This window comes from Pseudomonas sp. 10C3, from assembly GCF_036346185.1.
Taxonomy (GTDB): domain Bacteria; phylum Pseudomonadota; class Gammaproteobacteria; order Pseudomonadales; family Pseudomonadaceae; genus Aquipseudomonas.
Map to the genome: position 1 here is coordinate 1 of NZ_JASJVE010000024.1, position 16,869 is coordinate 16,869.

The 16,869-nt window shown below is 44.9% G+C and carries 15 protein-coding genes and 1 pseudogene; 1 reads left to right on the top strand and 15 read right to left on the bottom strand.

Annotation, left to right across the window (positions count from 1 at the left end; genetic code table 11):
* Positions 1-70: 70 nt before the first annotated feature.
* Positions 71-184, top strand: a pseudogene (locus QN399_RS20885) (transposase domain-containing protein); the annotation flags it as partial.
* Positions 185-328: 144 nt separating this feature from the next.
* Here the strand turns inward: QN399_RS20885 and QN399_RS20890 are convergent.
* The 15 genes from QN399_RS20890 to rfbC form a co-directional block, all read right to left on the bottom strand.
* Positions 329-1,357, bottom strand: coding sequence for a glycosyltransferase family 4 protein (locus QN399_RS20890; protein WP_330201554.1), 1,029 nt, complete (start codon positions 1,355-1,357; stop codon positions 329-331).
* A 442-nt stretch (positions 1,358-1,799) separates the two neighbouring features.
* Positions 1,800-3,797: a nucleoside-diphosphate sugar epimerase/dehydratase gene (locus QN399_RS20895; RefSeq protein WP_330201555.1), complete on the bottom strand. Its 1,998-nt coding sequence runs from the start codon at positions 3,795-3,797 to the stop codon at positions 1,800-1,802.
* A gap of 106 nt (positions 3,798-3,903) precedes the next feature.
* Complete coding sequence (locus tag QN399_RS20900; RefSeq protein WP_330201556.1) at positions 3,904-5,082, bottom strand: DegT/DnrJ/EryC1/StrS aminotransferase family protein; 1,179 nt, start codon at positions 5,080-5,082, stop codon at positions 3,904-3,906.
* A gap of 24 nt (positions 5,083-5,106) precedes the next feature.
* A complete protein-coding gene (locus QN399_RS20905; protein WP_330201557.1) occupies positions 5,107-6,204 on the bottom strand; it encodes a GNAT family N-acetyltransferase in 1,098 nt (365 codons plus the stop codon).
* The gene (locus tag QN399_RS20910) at positions 6,194-7,111 is read right to left on the bottom strand and encodes a DegT/DnrJ/EryC1/StrS family aminotransferase (protein WP_330201558.1); all 918 of its coding nucleotides are present in this window, start codon (positions 7,109-7,111) and stop codon (positions 6,194-6,196) included. The genes QN399_RS20905 and QN399_RS20910 overlap by 11 nt, the downstream gene beginning before the upstream one ends.
* Positions 7,108-7,917: a GNAT family N-acetyltransferase gene (locus QN399_RS20915; protein WP_330201559.1), complete on the bottom strand. Its 810-nt coding sequence runs from the start codon at positions 7,915-7,917 to the stop codon at positions 7,108-7,110. Before QN399_RS20915 ends, QN399_RS20910 begins: the two co-directional genes overlap by 4 nt.
* A complete protein-coding gene (locus tag QN399_RS20920) occupies positions 7,917-8,528 on the bottom strand; it encodes a sugar transferase (protein ID WP_330201560.1) in 612 nt (203 codons plus the stop codon). Before QN399_RS20920 ends, QN399_RS20915 begins: the two co-directional genes overlap by 1 nt.
* The gene (locus QN399_RS20925; RefSeq protein ID WP_330201561.1) at positions 8,528-9,760 is read right to left on the bottom strand and encodes a glycosyltransferase family 4 protein; all 1,233 of its coding nucleotides are present in this window, start codon (positions 9,758-9,760) and stop codon (positions 8,528-8,530) included. The genes QN399_RS20920 and QN399_RS20925 overlap by 1 nt, the downstream gene beginning before the upstream one ends.
* A gap of 5 nt (positions 9,761-9,765) precedes the next feature.
* Positions 9,766-10,896, bottom strand: coding sequence for a non-hydrolyzing UDP-N-acetylglucosamine 2-epimerase (gene wecB, locus QN399_RS20930; protein ID WP_330201562.1), 1,131 nt, complete (start codon positions 10,894-10,896; stop codon positions 9,766-9,768).
* Positions 10,897-10,917: 21 nt separating this feature from the next.
* A complete protein-coding gene (locus QN399_RS20935; RefSeq protein WP_330201563.1) occupies positions 10,918-12,036 on the bottom strand; it encodes an NAD-dependent epimerase/dehydratase family protein in 1,119 nt (372 codons plus the stop codon).
* Between the two features lie 3 nt (positions 12,037-12,039).
* Positions 12,040-13,074 (bottom strand): polysaccharide biosynthesis protein, encoded by a 1,035-nt coding sequence (locus tag QN399_RS20940; RefSeq protein ID WP_330201564.1) that lies wholly within the window; start codon positions 13,072-13,074, stop codon positions 12,040-12,042.
* A gap of 15 nt (positions 13,075-13,089) precedes the next feature.
* The gene (locus tag QN399_RS20945; protein WP_330201565.1) at positions 13,090-13,803 is read right to left on the bottom strand and encodes a glycosyltransferase; all 714 of its coding nucleotides are present in this window, start codon (positions 13,801-13,803) and stop codon (positions 13,090-13,092) included.
* Between the two features lie 86 nt (positions 13,804-13,889).
* Positions 13,890-15,101 carry a hypothetical protein gene (locus tag QN399_RS20950; RefSeq protein WP_330201566.1) on the bottom strand — a complete coding sequence of 404 codons (1,212 nt, stop codon included), beginning with the start codon at positions 15,099-15,101 and terminating at the stop codon, positions 13,890-13,892.
* On the bottom strand, positions 15,098-16,243 hold the full coding sequence (locus tag QN399_RS20955; RefSeq protein ID WP_330201567.1) for a hypothetical protein: 1,146 nt from the start codon (positions 16,241-16,243) through the stop codon (positions 15,098-15,100). The genes QN399_RS20950 and QN399_RS20955 overlap by 4 nt, the downstream gene beginning before the upstream one ends.
* On the bottom strand, positions 16,236-16,796 hold the full coding sequence (gene rfbC / locus QN399_RS20960) for a dTDP-4-dehydrorhamnose 3,5-epimerase (protein WP_330201568.1): 561 nt from the start codon (positions 16,794-16,796) through the stop codon (positions 16,236-16,238). Before rfbC ends, QN399_RS20955 begins: the two co-directional genes overlap by 8 nt.
* Between the last annotated feature and the right edge of the window lie 73 nt (positions 16,797-16,869).

Below are 16,869 nucleotides of genomic sequence, written 5' to 3' on the forward strand. Positions count from 1 at the left end.
GGCTCCAGAGAGAGATCGGGAGCACAGCGTCAGGCATTAGCCGACGGCTTGGAATGTGTGCTTTATGGCGCGCTTACCCTATATGTGGCTGCGCCACGTACTAGAGCGGTTGCCGCAAGCCTCGTTGGTAGAAGGCTTCGAAGCCTTGCTGCCCTGGAACTGCACACCAGAGATGCCACGGTAAACGTAAAGCCCATCTAACGGTACGTGGGGTTCATGGGTCGCTTACGGCGCGACTCTCACCGTGGCACGGAGCATCCCCGCAAACAGACGCTCAAGCCGCCCACTTCATATGCCAATCAGTATTGCAACGGGTATGACCATAGATTTAGGGAGCGGATATACCGTTTTCAGTCTCGCCCGCTCGTAATTTCGCGGCTAAAGCGACCAAGGGAGCATATGCAATGACTAACCCAAGCGCCCCATCAACGTTAAAAACCGTAACGGATAGTGCAATTGGAAGTAGCCATAATAAATTTATCGCCCCTACGATCAATAGGACAGGCAAATGCCCTCTGACTTTGCGAAAAGCGAACTGATAAGCATGGCTGCGATGCGCCTCATAGATTTTTTCGCCTTGCACCAAGCGGCGGATCAACGTAAATGTTGCATCGACTACAAATACGCCTAACAAAATCAACCAACTCCACAAAAGCTGGGATGAAAGCCAAGCCGCCTGCAGTGATATAGCCCCCAAAGTAATTCCAAGAAATCCACTTCCAGCATCCCCCATAAAAATGCGTGCAGATGGGAAATTCCAACAGAAAAAACCAAAGACAGCCATAGCCAATAACAGAGGCACCCAGATCAATTGTGGAAAACCAGCTAGCAAATACAAAAGACAAGCCCCAAGGCAGGTACAAAGAGCCTCCACACTCGCTAGCCCGTCGATCCCGTCCATGAAGTTATAAAGGTTAAGCATCCAGACTAAATAAACGGCTGCCAAAATATCTCCAAACCAACTGAGATCAATAATAACCCCAAACAACTTGATGACAGGCAAGCCACCCAACCAAAGCAGAACCCATATCGCCACGCTGAAATGAGCTAGTAACCGCCATCGGACTGCTATATGACCGCGATCATCCATAAACCCAATGATCGCAACCACGACGCCCGCCCCCCCAATGGCGATAAGCGTCAACCAAGGGGCTAGGCGGATCCAGCCCAGAACAGGCAGGATTATCAGAAAAACGACGGCGATCGCAACACCACCACCACGAGGGGTTGGTATTGAATGCGAGCTACGTGAGTTAGGGATATCCATCAAACTCCGAGAAAGTGCATATCGACGTAAAATAGCCGTTAACATAAAAGAAAAAAAAGCAACAACGGGAATGAGCCACCAGTAAATCATTATTTTTTGACGTTCCTAAAATGTCTAGCCATACTCTTGAAGATCTAATCAATACTAACAAGAAGCGTCAAGCTCTATACACTCCTTACCCTACACCTAACATGATAAGGTAGCCCCACCTACCAATTGGTTTCATTTTAAATGATCAGCTTGGTATTAGCCACAAACACCTAAATCCGATAGTTCTAAGTAGCACAAACTTCATTGAACCTCATTGAATAAACCCGCTCGGACTGCATTACGAAGCAGCAATATAAAGGGCACTACCGCGCGAGCGAGAGGTGGTATATTTACAGCTAACAAACTGTAGCTCAGTAAAGTATAAGTGCACGCGATGGAACAAAGCCGCAAATAGAACTTTATACATCGATAATTGCCCAGCAACCGCTCCCATTTACGCCTCTAATAACTGGTAATATATAAAGTGAAAAATAACTCCCCATTAGGGCTCTAAACGACGCTGCTGATATATCCAATCAACAATTTCACCGTCCGGCGCATAACCGCTAACTGTTTCGCGAAGTAGTCGGCGAACCTTGTTATAGTCATCCTCCTCAACAGCCGTAAGAAGCTCTGACAGCTTCACCTTTAATAATTCCCAAGTTAAATAATCTTCATTTGCACTCATTATCATTGGATGCTCGGTGGCCACGACATTGTCACCTATAAGCAACTCTTCATAGAGCTTTTCACCTGGACGCAAGCCAGTGAACTCAATGGCTATGTCGCCGTGAGGATTTTTTTCAGAACGAACGCTTAGGCCGGACAAATGAACCATTTTCTCAGCCAATTCGACGATTTTAACCGGCGCGCCCATATCCAATACAAATACATCTCCACCTTGGCCCATTGACCCAGCCTGAATCACTAATTGGGCAGCTTCAGGAATAGTCATGAAATAGCGAGTAATTTTCGGGTGAGTAACTGTAAGCGGCCCGCCCGATTTAATTTGTTTATGGAAGAGAGGGATCACTGAACCTGAGGACCCAAGCACATTGCCAAAACGAACCATGGTGAAACGCGTTTTATTCACTTGTGAAATTTTTGATTTATCACCAAACATAACGGGCGCCAACTCACGACTCAAAGCTTGCAGAGTCAGTTCCGCTAAACGCTTGGTGCTGCCCATTACGTTAGTGGGCCTCACCGCTTTATCCGTAGAGATTAGAACAAAATTTTCGACACCTGCTTGCAAGGCTGCTTGAGCAGTATTGAGTGTACCTATAACATTATTCAGCACTCCTTCCGCGATATTGTGTTCAACCATCGGCACGTGTTTATACGCCGCTGCATGGTAAACCGTGTCCACATGCCAAGTTTTCATCACATCTAAAAGTTTAGACTGATTACGGACCGAACCTAAAATTGGTAAAAGTTTAACCGACAACGATTCACGGGTTACTCGCTGCTCAAGCTCAGAGAGAATACTGTATAAATTAAACTCACTGTGCTCAAATAATAAAAGCGTAGTCGGTTCCAATGTAAGAATCTGCCGACATAACTCTGAGCCAATTGATCCACCCGCTCCAGTTACCAGAATCGATTGACCTTTTATACAATGTTCAAGCAAATTTTCCAGTGCGGGAACGGCATCTCGGCCAAGTAAGTCAGCTATATCGACCTCCTGAATGTCATCAACCTTCACGCGACCACTCGCGAGGTCCATGAACCCAGGGACACTTCGTACATGGAGCGGAAAGCCTTCAAGATAACTCAAAATTTCTCTACGGCGTCCCCGCGTGCAGGAAGGGACGGCTAACAGTATCTCCTGAGCGCCAGTCACATCAATTAATCGCTGGATATGTCTGGGTTTGAAGACCTGTAGGCCAGAAATAACACGATTTGAAATGCCTTCATCATCATCAATAAAGGCTACAGGCCGCATCAACCTTCCCATACGGAGAGCCGCGACAAGTTGATTACCTGCTGCGCCTGCACCATAGATGGCTACCTTTGGCAGACCATCATCTCTATTTGTAAACGGCATGTGCTGGGCAGCAGCAAACCAATCACCTAAAAAAAACTGGCGCATTGCCAAACGTAAACCGCCAATCATCATCATACTCAACCACCAATAATTGAATATGATTGAGCGTGGCACGATGGTTTGATGATTGCTGTACCAATAAACAACAATACCGAGAATCAGGGATGAGAGGCTAACAGCTTTGATGATTGCAATCAGGGCGTCATTGCCAAAATAGCGCATGACAGCCCGGTACAGGCCAAAACGGACAAAGAGGGGAATAGCTACTACCGGGGCACTGAGAAATAGCCATGTATGATCGTGAAGAGGGTTAATCATGTCGTCAATACCCAGACGAACAATAAACGCCATCCACAGCGCGAACCACACCAGTAGCACATCAGTGCCAACCTGAATCAGCCGCTTCTTGCGACGAGGCAATTGCAGCAACCAATTACGCATCCCGTTAATCATCCGTTGTTAACCCCACCAGAGCATTCTCACATCTACATACAGACCAAGAAACAACATCAACCCTCAGCCAGCGTTACTGCTTTACCTGAAAACAGTAAATTACAATTCAACCCGACACGGCCTTATGCATAACCTCGGACAGCGCTTCACAGGTTTTGGCGATTTCGTCGGATGTCAATGTTGGATGTACCATAAACATAAGACTGTCCTCACTGAGCGCCTTTGCTGCCGGTAACCTGACCGCCGGACGCCAACCTGTAGCATCGAAAGCCTTCTCAAGATAAACCTCGGAGCAAGAACCAGAAAAGCATGGTACACCTCGAGCGGATATTTCACTCAGAATGCGGTCACGGGTCCAGCCTTCTTTAAGACGCTCCGGCGCTACAAACACATAACATTTGTAAGCTGCATGCATGATCTGCTTCGGGATAACTGGGACTCGCAGGCCATCCAACTGGCTAGCGCAGTCCCAAATTTTCTGAGCATTGTCTAAACGCTTCTCGTGCCAAGCAGTCATACGCTGCAGTTGAATCCGGCCAATCACAGCCTGTACTTCCATCATTCTCCAGTTGGTGCCAAAGCTCTCATGAAGCCAGCGGAAACCAGGTACATGCTCACGCTCGTAGACAGCTTCCCAGCTCTTTCCGTGATCCTTCAGGGACCACATCTTTGACCAGAGTTCGCGGTCGTTGGTGGTGACCATACCGCCTTCGCCGCCGGTGGTCATTATCTTGTCCTGACAAAACGACCAAGCGCCAACATGGCCGATGGACCCAACCGATTTGCCTTTGTATCTCGCGCCATGAGCCTGCGCGCAATCCTCAATCACCTTTAGCTCATGCTCGGCAGCCAGCGCCATTATCGGATCCATGTCGCATGGCCAACCTGCCAGATGCACGCAGATGACCGCGCGAGTACGCGGCGTCAATACCGCGCGAATGGTCTCGGCTGTAATGTTTTGCGAATCGCGATCCACCTCGGCAAAAATCGGTACAGCGCCGGCATTGACGATGCTCGACACCGACGCCAGGAACGTACGTGGCGTAACCACTACTTCGTCGCCAGCGCCTATACCAAGTGCCTGTAAGGCAGCATCCAGCGCCACAGTCCCGTTGCACATTGCGATCGCGTATTCAGCGCCAGCCCAGGTAGCAAATTCTTTTTCAAACTCGCGACACTCCTGCCCAGTCCAGTAATTGACCTTGTTTGACAAGATAACGTTGCGAACGGCATCGGCTTCCTCTTCGGTAAAAGAAGGCCAAGGGGAGAAGGAGGTATTAATCATGATAGTGATTATGGTTCTTTTAGGTTATGAAAAATAGGAAGGGAAAAAATCTGGATTAGGTTCCCATGAGTTACCGTGTTTTTGCTCAGACCTTTTTCTGGCAACAACCATGTCATTGTAAGCATCATTATCGTGGATATTTTTTTGAATCGAGAAAGGGTGAGCGCCCTCTTGGTCAAACGCCAATTTGAACATATAAATGCCATCGTAGGGCTTGACCCCTCCCCCTAACACATAGCCGTCAATATCGTTGTCGATGGCCCACATATTGACTTCATGTTTCAATAAATCGCTAGGTCGTAAATTTGAATAATCCATATCAGACCCACCCAGAAACGAATAAATATTACGAGGCGAGCGAAGAATGAGCTCAGTTGCGACAACCTTGCCTTCAAGTGCTACATGAGCATAGAACCCTATTTTATCTTCAGAAAAGTATTCATTTAACTTTTCAAATTCCTCCAACGGAATCATAAATGACTGTTTTGCGCCTGTTCTGATCATTGTCAAATGATAGACCCTTACAAATTCGCCAGTCAAACTTCCATTAAAATCTAATAGAACCTCAAGGCATGAAGATTTTGCCCTTTTTATATTTTTCCTTACCGAGTGCTTATAACAACCCCATAGCTCTTCATGAGTTTTCTTTAGATTGATTACTACATTATCCTGCTGTTTAATACTTAAAAATTTCCGAGGCACCTTGAAGTCACTAAACAAATCCTCTCGAACAAACTCACTAATAATGCGATTTTCAACAATATAGTCATCAAGAAGCTTTTCAAATTGTTGAACATCAGCACCCGTGTCACTCACTAGAACAGGACCACCGTACCCATAGGCAGAGACCATGTGCTTGTTGTTGGCTTCTAGAGGATCAATGGGTTCGTCGCCGAAAACATCTATTAAATAAACCGCATATAAAATCTTCGGCTGAAAGTCTTCAAAGTACACCAAAGCGCAAGGTTTTTGCTTGTCGATTCTCATCAACCTCATGTATTGAGGATGATCATGAGGGCGTCTGCTTGTGCCTGATCTCCATATAGATAGATACTCATGAAAATCTAAGTCATTATCCAAATCAAAAAATTTTATATATCCAGTCATTTTTTTATTCAGCATACAAAATATTTAGCAGATAATCACACATTTCAGCTAGAGCTTCGTCACTGGCATCTTGGTGCAGAGGAAGATTTAATATTTTCTTAGCGGTTTCATTGATCTCAAAGGCTTTATTATCTGCTATTTCGTTTATCATTGTATGATAAAGACTTACGACACCAAACCCCTGAGCATTCATCAGATGATAGATTTCATCCCGGTTCTTGCTATTGATAAGAATTGGAAAGGTCTGGGGTACAGCTCCGTCATCAAGTGATTTTCTGATAATTGAGAGAACATCATCATGGCCTGACAATTTAGAAATCAGGAAATTAAAATTTCGTATTCTAATAGATGAAATTTTGCTTATATCGTGATCAAGGCATAACTTAGAAACATTATTTGAGTCAGACTTCACATTAGAATGAGTCAGTGAAAGTGCACCGCCAGTTTCAATCGGAAACATTTTATGCAACGAATATATGCTAGCATCACATAGCCGCCCTGTAGTTCCACTGTTTAGGTCTGTAAACAAAGAGTGCGCTTGATCTTCAAGGACCTTAATATTGTGATCTCTTGCCAATTTAATAATTTTTTTATAACTTGGGTCGACGTACCCAAAGTAATGAATAATAACTACTAATTTCACCCCCCCGAGTCTAATCAAGTTCTCTACGGATAAAACATCAATCTCAATATTTTTATCGAGCTCATAAAATTTATAGTTCACTCCGGAACTGACGACGGGATCAAAAACACCAGATCCCTCTCTCGTGGAGTAGCCTATATAATTTGGAATAACAATGTGATCAGCGCCACTCAAATTCAACGATAAAAGATATGCCTCAAATGCATCTCTTGCCCTAGGATAGTCAAACCAACTCCTATTATAGGTGTTAGTATCGGTGGACTGTTTACTGACTTTCATATATCCCCCACAAGATCATTCAAAAACACCATATCCAGTTTTTTCTGCAAAATTTCTTTTTTTACAGACATATTTAATGTTTTAGCAAATTCATTTATCTTGTAGTTATCGGGAGCGTCAATTAATTTTTCGCCGATAAGCAGAAACTCTCTTCTATTATCAAACTTTTTTAGCAACGCAATCGCAGCTGGATCTTTAAAGACACTACCACTTGAGAATCTGTAGTATTTCTCACCTAACAGCCCAATTGAATATGTACCAGCATTCGTCGTTAACGACAACTGCGAAAACCCATACTCTCTGTAACATATATTGCTTTGTGGCAGTCCAGACAAGTACCCACATCCTTCTTCATGGTCTGCAGGCTCAACTAGCGTCCACAGCTTTTCTGCATTCTTATTAAACCCAAGACCAATATACCAATTTATGGCTGGCGTATTGTTTTCAAAAACATCAAGAACAACAGAATCAAATGAAAAGCTTTCATTCTCTAGAGAAAATTTAATCAATCTTGGGCCAAGCTTTTGCCTGCGGAATGACTTTTCAGTGCATATATAATTTAAGTAAAATATTTTATTTTTTAGATCTCGTTTAAACTGAGCTACGGCACAAATATCGTCATTTAATTCAGCAATAAAAGTCGACGCATCATTGACCTCATCACTTATTAGCAACTGATCTTCTAAATATTTAACTATCCCATTGCAACCGTATATCATTTTTTGTACGTGATAATCTGAAAACGACTCTTTTATTAAGTCTGCTATAGCCTTTGCATCAGATACATTGGCTCTTCTAAAAAGCATTAATTTTCCCTCTTCGAAATTCTTTCTTCATCTAAGTTGAGCATTGTTTGAGAGGGGTCTACTACTACACCGTCACTTCCGAACACCTTAGAAATAGTTTTTAGAATTATTTTTAAATCCAGGCCTAGTGATCGATTTTTTACATACCAAACATCGTGGGCTAATCGAGCATCCCATCTCGACTCATTTCTTCCATTTATCTGCGCCCAGCCAGTAATCCCAGGTCTTACCGTAAAGCGAGATCTCTCGGTTTCAGTGTAATAAGGCAAGTATCTTGTCAGAAGTGGCCTAGGTCCAACAAGACTCATATCGCCCTTGAGCACATTCCATAGCTCTGGTAGTTCATCCAGGCTGCTTGAGCGCAAAAAGCTACCGAACGGCGTCATACGTTCAGAATCCGGCAACGGGTTGCCATTGGTATCTACGGCATCTCGCATGGTACGGAACTTGACCATCTCAAAGGGCTTGGCGTGCAGGCCGGGTCGCACCTGACGGAACAGTACTGGCGAACCAAGCTTCCGGCTGATCTGCCATGCGACTATGGCTATGATTGGAGAAAGCAGCAATAAGCCGCAGGTAGAGGCGACGATGTCGAAAAGGCGTTTTAACATCAGGTATCCTTTCTATTTGCCAGTCTTTTAAAGATCTCCCCGAAACGTCTAGAACCCACGCGCAGAGAGAGTTTTTCCTGGTAGAAGCGGCGGCCATTTTCCGCCATAACACGATTATCGCTTGGGCGTGCCTGCATCAGTAACTGAGCCGCATCTGCAATTGCCTGTGGACTTTCCGATTCGGCAATATAACCGCAGCTACTGTCCCGTACCAAATCTGCCGCATCACCATCCACAGCCATAAGGATCGGCTTGCCGACCGCCATATAGGCTTGAGTCTTGGATGGGATAGTGATGGTGAATAGCTGGTCTTTTTTGAGATGTACCAGCAAGGCGTCTGCGGCGTGCAGATAGGTACCTACTTCCTCCATGCGCACTCGTGGTAGGAAAATCACGTTGCGCAAAGATTTGTTTGCTGCGAGTTGCTGCAGGTGTCCAAGTTCCAATCCACCACCGAGAAAAACAAAAACCAACTCTGGTGCTTTACTCTGCAACAATTCGGCAGCGCCCAAAACCGCTTGAAGCGCTTGAGCCTTGCCCATATTGCCAGCGAACAGGATGCTGAATTTTTCGCTACCAGGAAATGCCGTGTGAACTGATCCCTGTGGAGCCGCCAATGAGTCTTCCGCGCACCAGTTATAGATCAGCTCAATCTTGTCAGCGGGAACCCCTCGTTCAATCAGCAGTCTCTTGAAGCCAGGGGACAGTACTACTAGCTGGTCAACATGTCGATAAACCCAGTCACAAACCGAGGACACAATCTTAAGTGCCTTTTCATGGGAAAACATACCGGTCGCGCGCAAGGTGTCTGGCCACATATCCTGGATATCATATACCACAGGCACTCGGCGAAAAAATCGGATTAGCACAGCTGTAATACCCACCGTAAGAGGCGGATGGTAAGCATATATTACATCCGGGCGTTTAGCGCCGAACAATCCATAGCACAACGAGGCGGCGGCAAAGCTAACGTAATTTAGTACACGTCCGATGGCTCCTTGGTCATGACTCGGATAAAGCGGGACCCGCGTAACTTGAACACCGTCGATAAGCTCGCGCTGTAAGAACTTAAGCTTGTAGCCCGAATAAACCTTGCCGCCCGGATAATTGGGAAAGCCGGTGACTACCTCGACTTCGAAGCCCTGTTTCACCAGCTCGCGGGCAAAGTCCAGGCCCTTGAAGGTCGGCTCAGGTTCGAACCATTGAGTCAACAAGAGAACGCGGGTAGCCATGTGACTCAGTACCTCTTCCAAACAGTACGCATCACGTAATCGCGATAGCTATGTACAATCCGTACAATTTTATCGGACACATTGGGCATACTATAGTCATCAACCAGGCACAAGCTGCGCTCATCGCCTCGGGCTTGGCTTTCCAAAATATGCAATGCCTGCAGTACACGCTCGACTTCTAGACCGACCATCATTACGGCGGCCTCTTCCATGCCTTCCGGCCGCTCGTGAGCTTCGCGCAAATTCAGCGCGGGAAAGTTAAGGATTGAGGACTCCTCATTGATAGTTCCGCTGTCAGACAAGACCGCCTTGGCAGTAAGCTGTAACTTGTTGTAATCCTTGAAACCCAGAGGTTTGAGCAGCCGCACATTGGTGTGAAACTGTACACCCATCGCATCCACACGTTTCTGGGTACGCGGATGGGTGGAGACAATTACTGGATATCCGTAATCCTCTGCAACGGTATTCAACACTTCCACCAATTTGAGAAAGTTTTTATCGGAGTCGATATTCTCCTCACGATGCGCGCTGACTACAAAGAACTTTCCATACTCCAAGCCAAGACGATCAAGCACATCGGAAGCCTCAATACCCTCACGGTAGTAGTTGAGCACTTCGAACATAGGACTGCCGGTCTTAATCACCATGTCCGGTGATATCCCTTCGCGCAGTAGATAGTCGCGGGCGATGCTGCTGTAAGTCAGGTTGATATCCGCAGTATGGTCCACTATACGGCGATTGATCTCTTCCGGTACGCGCATGTCGAAGCAGCGGTTACCAGCCTCCATGTGGAAGGTCGGAATCTTTCTGCGTTTAGCCGGGATAACCGCCATGCAGCTGTTCGTATCACCCAGTACCAGCAGTGCTTCCGGCTGCACATCGGCTAGTAAACGATCAACAGCGATAATCACGTTACCAATAGTTTCAGCACCACTCACGCCTGCGGCGTTAAGGAAGTAATCCGGTTTACGGATGCCCAAATCCTCAAAAAAAATTTCGTTCAGTTCATAATCATAGTTCTGGCCAGTATGTACCAGCACATGATCACAGTGCTCATCCAGCTTGATAATGACCCGTGAAAGACGAATAATTTCTGGGCGTGTACCCACTACGGTGACGACTTTTAATTTTTTCATTTCAAATCCTTATTCGCCAACTCAGGCTTCAGTGCCGAGTGGCAGGGCATACGTATCCGGCCGTTCACGGTCGAAAATCTCGTTAGCCCAGAGCATCACGATCATTTCCTCGTCGCCGACATTGGTGATGTCGTGGGTCCAGCCAGGAACCGTTTCTACAACTTCCGGTCGCTCGCCATCGGTGAACAACTCATAGAACTCACTGGAGACGATATGACGGAAGCGAAAGCAAGCTTTACCCTTTATGACCAAAAACTTCTCGGTCTTTGAGTGGTGGTAATGCCCCCCCCGTGTTACACCGGGATATGCGGTAAAGAAGGAAAACTGCCCTGAGTCCTTGGTCTTGAGCATTTCCACGAATACGCCACGTGGATCGCCGTATTTCGGAACTTCGTAGGTAAAACGCTCGGGCGGCAGATAGCTCAGGTAGGTTGAGTACAGTGCCCTTACCAACCCTGTGCCCACCGGCTCGGTAGTCAGAGTCTTTCGGCTCTCGCGAAAGCGTTCCATCTGCTCGGCCAACTCTCCAACGGTGATGCTATATTGCGGCTCAACGCTGACAAAAGGCTCACCAACAAGCTTGCCATCCAGCACAGCGACAAAGGATTCGATCACATCATCGATATAAACGAGGTTGATGAGTGCCTGCGAATCATTAATCTGGATCGGCAGGTTGCGTGCGATATTGTGGCAGAAGGTCGCCACCGCTGAATTGTAGTTGGGGCGAGCCCACTTCCCAAACACATTGGGCAAGCGAAACAGATGCACCAGCGAGCCGTGACTGGCGCCCAGATCGAGCAGAGCCTGTTCGGCACCACGCTTACTGACACCGTATGGGTTATCCAACTGCGCCTGGCTGGACGAGGTGAAGAGCAGGGGAATCTGGCGACCGCTACCAACAATTGCCTCGCACAGCGCACACGTTAGATCGGTGTTTCCGCTCTGAAACTCCTGCGGATTCTGCGGGCGATTGACGCCGGCCAAGTGAAATATGAAGTCCACTTGTGCAACCAATGCGGGCAGATTGTCCATAGAGTCGGCGCGGGTGAAACGCAGAACTTCGAGATCGCTACGCTCGCTCAGATGGGCAACCAGGTTTTTACCGACAAACCCGTTGGCGCCGGTGATCAGTACCTTCATTCCTTACTCCTCGGCAATAACGTGCTCGCCACGCTGGATGGCAAGCATGAAATCCAGCTTGAGCAGCAGGCGCTGCATGCCTTCGACATCCAAACGCTCGGTGTTATGCGAGTTATAGTCTTCACTGCGAGAAATCCTCTCTTCGCCCTGCTCCACGAATTTAGCGTAGTTGAGGTCGCGCAGATCCGGCGGCACACGAAAGTACTCGCCCATGTCTTCAGCGCAGGCCATTTCTTCACGACTTAGCAGTGCTTCGTAGAGCTTTTCGCCATGGCGTGTACCGATAACTTGAATCGGATGCTCTGGTTTTCCGATCAGCTTTGTCAGTGCTTTGGCCAGCGTCTCGACGGTGGCTGCAGGGGCCTTCTGCACAAAAATATCGCCGTTTTGACCATGTTTGAATGCATACAGTACCAAATCCACGGCATCAGCCAGCGTCATCATGAAACGGGTCATATGTGGGTCGGTTAGCGTCAGCGGGTTACCAGCGTTGATCTGTTCAATGAACAGAGGTATCACCGAACCACGCGAAGCCATCACGTTGCCGTAGCGCGTACCGCAAATTACCGTCTTACTGTCGTCAACGTTACGGGACTTGGCCACCATGACCTTTTCCATCATTGCCTTGGAAATCCCCATAGCGTTGATCGGGTACACAGCTTTGTCGGTACTTAGACAAACCACTCGCTTGATCTGATTCTGGATCGCCGCCTCCAGAACATTCTCAGTGCCAAGTACATTGGTCTTGACAGCCTCCATCGGGTGAAACTCGCAAGACGGTACCTGCTTCAGCGCTGCAGCATGGAAAATGAAGTCTACGCCACGAGTAGCATTTAATACGCTCTGATAATCCCGCACATCGCCGATGTAAAACTTTAGCTTAGTACTGGCATAGCGCTTACGCATGTCGTCCTGTTTCTTCTCGTCGCGGCTAAAAATGCGAATTTCAGTAATGTCAGTATCTAGAAATCGCTTGAGCACAGCGTTGCCAAAAGATCCTGTCCCCCCCGTTATTAGTAGAGTTTTTTTATCGAACACAGCCAACCCTCGTTATCAGATAATATTTAAAATAGCTAAAGACCAAAAATACCGGGTTTTTATTTTATCAAAAAAACTGCGGTTACTATTGGTCAAATTATTACTATGAATACGTCTTAAAGTGACCGTATCATTCAAATGAACGACTGAGCAACGTCTATTTGCAACAAAAGCAATCCATATATCATGGCTAATCACCCTTGAGTAAAAAGGAATTAAATACGGCTTTATTTTCTTCGACAAAAGCATAGCGCATCCAAAGTAAGGCACACTACGCCCAACAAAAATATCAAATATATTTCTAAACGAAGAGGCGTTCCTTGTTTGGTCAAAGCCACAGAAAAAACTGCAAGAGTTAACATCACCTACAAATGACTCCATAGCCCCCACAACCAATAAACTATTCGATGCGTCCATAGCAGATATCATCTTTTCGACCCTACCAGCCGGCCAGATATCGTCCTGATCGCTTAGAAAAATGTAATCACCTTTTGCGTTGCCAATCAAATTTTCAAAGTTATGTATATACCCGAGATTAGAGGTATTCCTAATAACTTTAACCCTGGAGTCATTAATATCTTCAACAATACGAATTGTTTCATCGATAGAACCATCATCACCGAGCAAAACTTCAGAATCTTGCGGGATCTGCATGAGAATTGAATAAAGCTGCTCCCTTATAAAATCAGCACCATTATAAGTAGCCATGCAAACGCTAACCGAAACCATATCTATTCCTAGTATAGTATTCAAAAAAACTTAATAATATTATAATCGCTAAAGGTACTTAACAAGATACCCACGAAAAACCTTCATTACTTTAATTTCTGCCCTCCAATCACATCGAGTTCATCTCGAGGGGAAAGCTCTGTAATGATTAACATTATAGCTATAAAATGCATGAACACAAACACAGGAGCCAACAACAACGGATTCCCTGCACCTGGAATCAGGAAAGCCATTAAACCTAGAACCCAAGCACCCGTGACTCGTCTACCATCAAAAAAGAAAAATTTGAAACCAAAGAAAAGCACTGAAACATAAGAAAAGAACAAAGGAATACTTAGAACACCAAGCTTGTTAACTAAATTTATGTACGTCAACTCAAACCCGTATCCTGTACCATCGCGCTGATAGCCTGATATCAAAGAACTTCCTAAGCCCGCTCCACTAAAGCTCCACTCAGACACCAAATAATCAAACTGCTCACTTCTGACAGAATTACTACCTTCACCTGATGAAAAACTAAAAAAGATAATATTATAAAAATCCGTAAATAACAACAACAAGGCGCCTGTTAGCAAAACTACAAAAGTCATAACGAACAAATTCTTCCCTATCACTAGAGAGCGCAGCACCGAAGAATAGCCTTCTATAAAAACAAGGATAAACATAAGTACAAAAACAAGAATAAAGCCTTTAGACATGGCAGGAACGACTAAGGTAAAACCAAAAATCAAAAGCCAAAAGCCAGCTTTCAAATCACTTTTAAAACCGAAGTCACATTTCCTCTGCAAAAATAACTGCACTAAACAAACAAACAGAAAAGGGACCACATAAAGAAAAGTAGCTGAATACAATGTTCGGAAACCGGCAAGTCCAACCTGATTAAGTTCCCCCCCTCCACCTACAGAGGCAAACGAGTCGTAAACTGAATAGAACCCAAAAATACAGCTACATATCGCCGAGTAAAACAAAGCTTTTTTAGAAACATCGAGATCCACAGAAAAATAGAAAATATAGAATAGAACATACAAAGAAAGCCCAGCAAAGTTAGAAAAAACATAACTGACATCAACGCCATTCAATAGTCCGACAAGAACGCCATAACACCAGGATAAAAAAACAAAAAGAGGCAGTATAAAAACAAAGAACTGTACGGAGTTTAATTTCCGCGCGCCAACCACAGAGGAGAAAAAACCCATCCGCAGTACACCAACAACAACGAAAAGTGCAACTGCCAAGTAAGAAATTCGCCCATCAATTATCGAAAGGACAAAAATCAAAAACACACTCAGAAAAATCATTCCTTATGCCCTCTCAAAAACTTAACCATAAGGAAAAAATAACAAACAATCCCATAGAAAAATCCAAAACCGAAAACGACCCATATCAAGTGACTAAAATCATCAGAAAACAACCTAACTCTGACAAAGATGAAACCAGCCATACACAAACCATAAAAAATCAGGGAAGTCATGTAGACCCTTGCCAAACCAAGGTATACGAATAAAAAATTTAACGAGGCGTGAAAATACAGGACAAAATAAAAGAGCGCGAAACCGATAACAAAATCAGAATACAGCAAGTATTTATCACCCAAAAAGACAGTCAAAAATAGCTTAGGGATAACAACACCAGAGAATAACAAATAGGACAGTAATAAACCCGCCAGAAAAACCCCTGCCGAAATATTGAGGAACGTTAATACTCCGATTTTACCTGAAGCACAGAACTTAGGGAAAAAATAATTATTAAACGCCCCATACAACAACCCGCCCCCCAAAACCAAAGTTAACATACTTGAATAAAAAGCTGCGAATGAAGGATCCGCACTTGAAACAAAATATCTAGGGATATTTACTATGACACTTGAAAAGAAAGCAGCTGCCCCTAAAAAAAATCCTTCAAATGAAGACTCACCACCATCAAAGGCAACAGAAATAAATTTAAACGCCAGGAGGGAGAACACAACCCCGGCCACTAAAAGTACAGTGTTCAGACCTGCCCCAACGTAAAGCAAAAGCATGACAATTGAAGAAAACAGAATAAATCTCAATAACGTCGATACAAAAACCTTACGATAACTTCCCTTCCTAATTCCATCACAAATAAATGGTTCGTATAAAAACTCAGCGCACCTGTAAAGAAAAAACCAAAAAACTATTTGTGAGGAAAAAAATAACGCCCCAAAAAACCCAAAAAGCAAAAAAGGTATTATAAGTAAAAATCGTGTGCGTAATGAATCCCTAAGGCTTAATCGACCGCTAAGAATAGAAACATTATGCTGCATGGAAAAAAAAAGCTGCACGGGTGCACAAATAGAAAACGATGCACCTAACAATGCTGCTTCATCGAAACTTCCAAGGTGAGAGCACGCTACTACCAAAAACACAGAAGGAGCACTGAAAAAAACATTAGCAAAAAAAGCAAAAATAAAATTAATCATCTTCAACAGCCGTACTAAAATCTGAAGCAAGAAGATCCTTCTCACTTATATGCTTTATCAAATCCGGCCATCTGATATCCAAATAAGGGTCATCCCATAAAATTGATCTCTCAGAGGGTTTAGAGTAAACACTCGTCGCCTTATATAAAAACTCTACTCCATCCTCTAGAGACAGAAACCCGTGAGCAAATCCCTCCGGAATCCAAAGCATTTTCTTATTTTTATCACTTAACTCTACACCGACCCATTTACCGAAAGTCGAAGAGCCCTTTCTAATATCTACAGCCACATCAAAAACAGCGCCTCTCACAACTCTTACCAACTTCCCTTGCGCAAAAGGAGGTCGCTGATAATGGAGACCCCGTAGCACTCCTTTTTTTGAATAAGAGTGATTATCTTGAATAAATGGCCGCGGAATGGGCAAGCCTAATTCTCTGAGCTCAGCATGGAAATGTTGCTCATTAAAACTTTCCATAAACCAACCGCGCTCGTCTTCAAATACTTGTGGTTCTATAACAATCACATCTGGAATGGCTGTTTTAATTAGCTTCATTATTTGGCGTTCTTCAAAAAGTCAAGCGGGAATTAGCCACAGCCTGTCATCTTAAACGATCGGCTTGCATTTT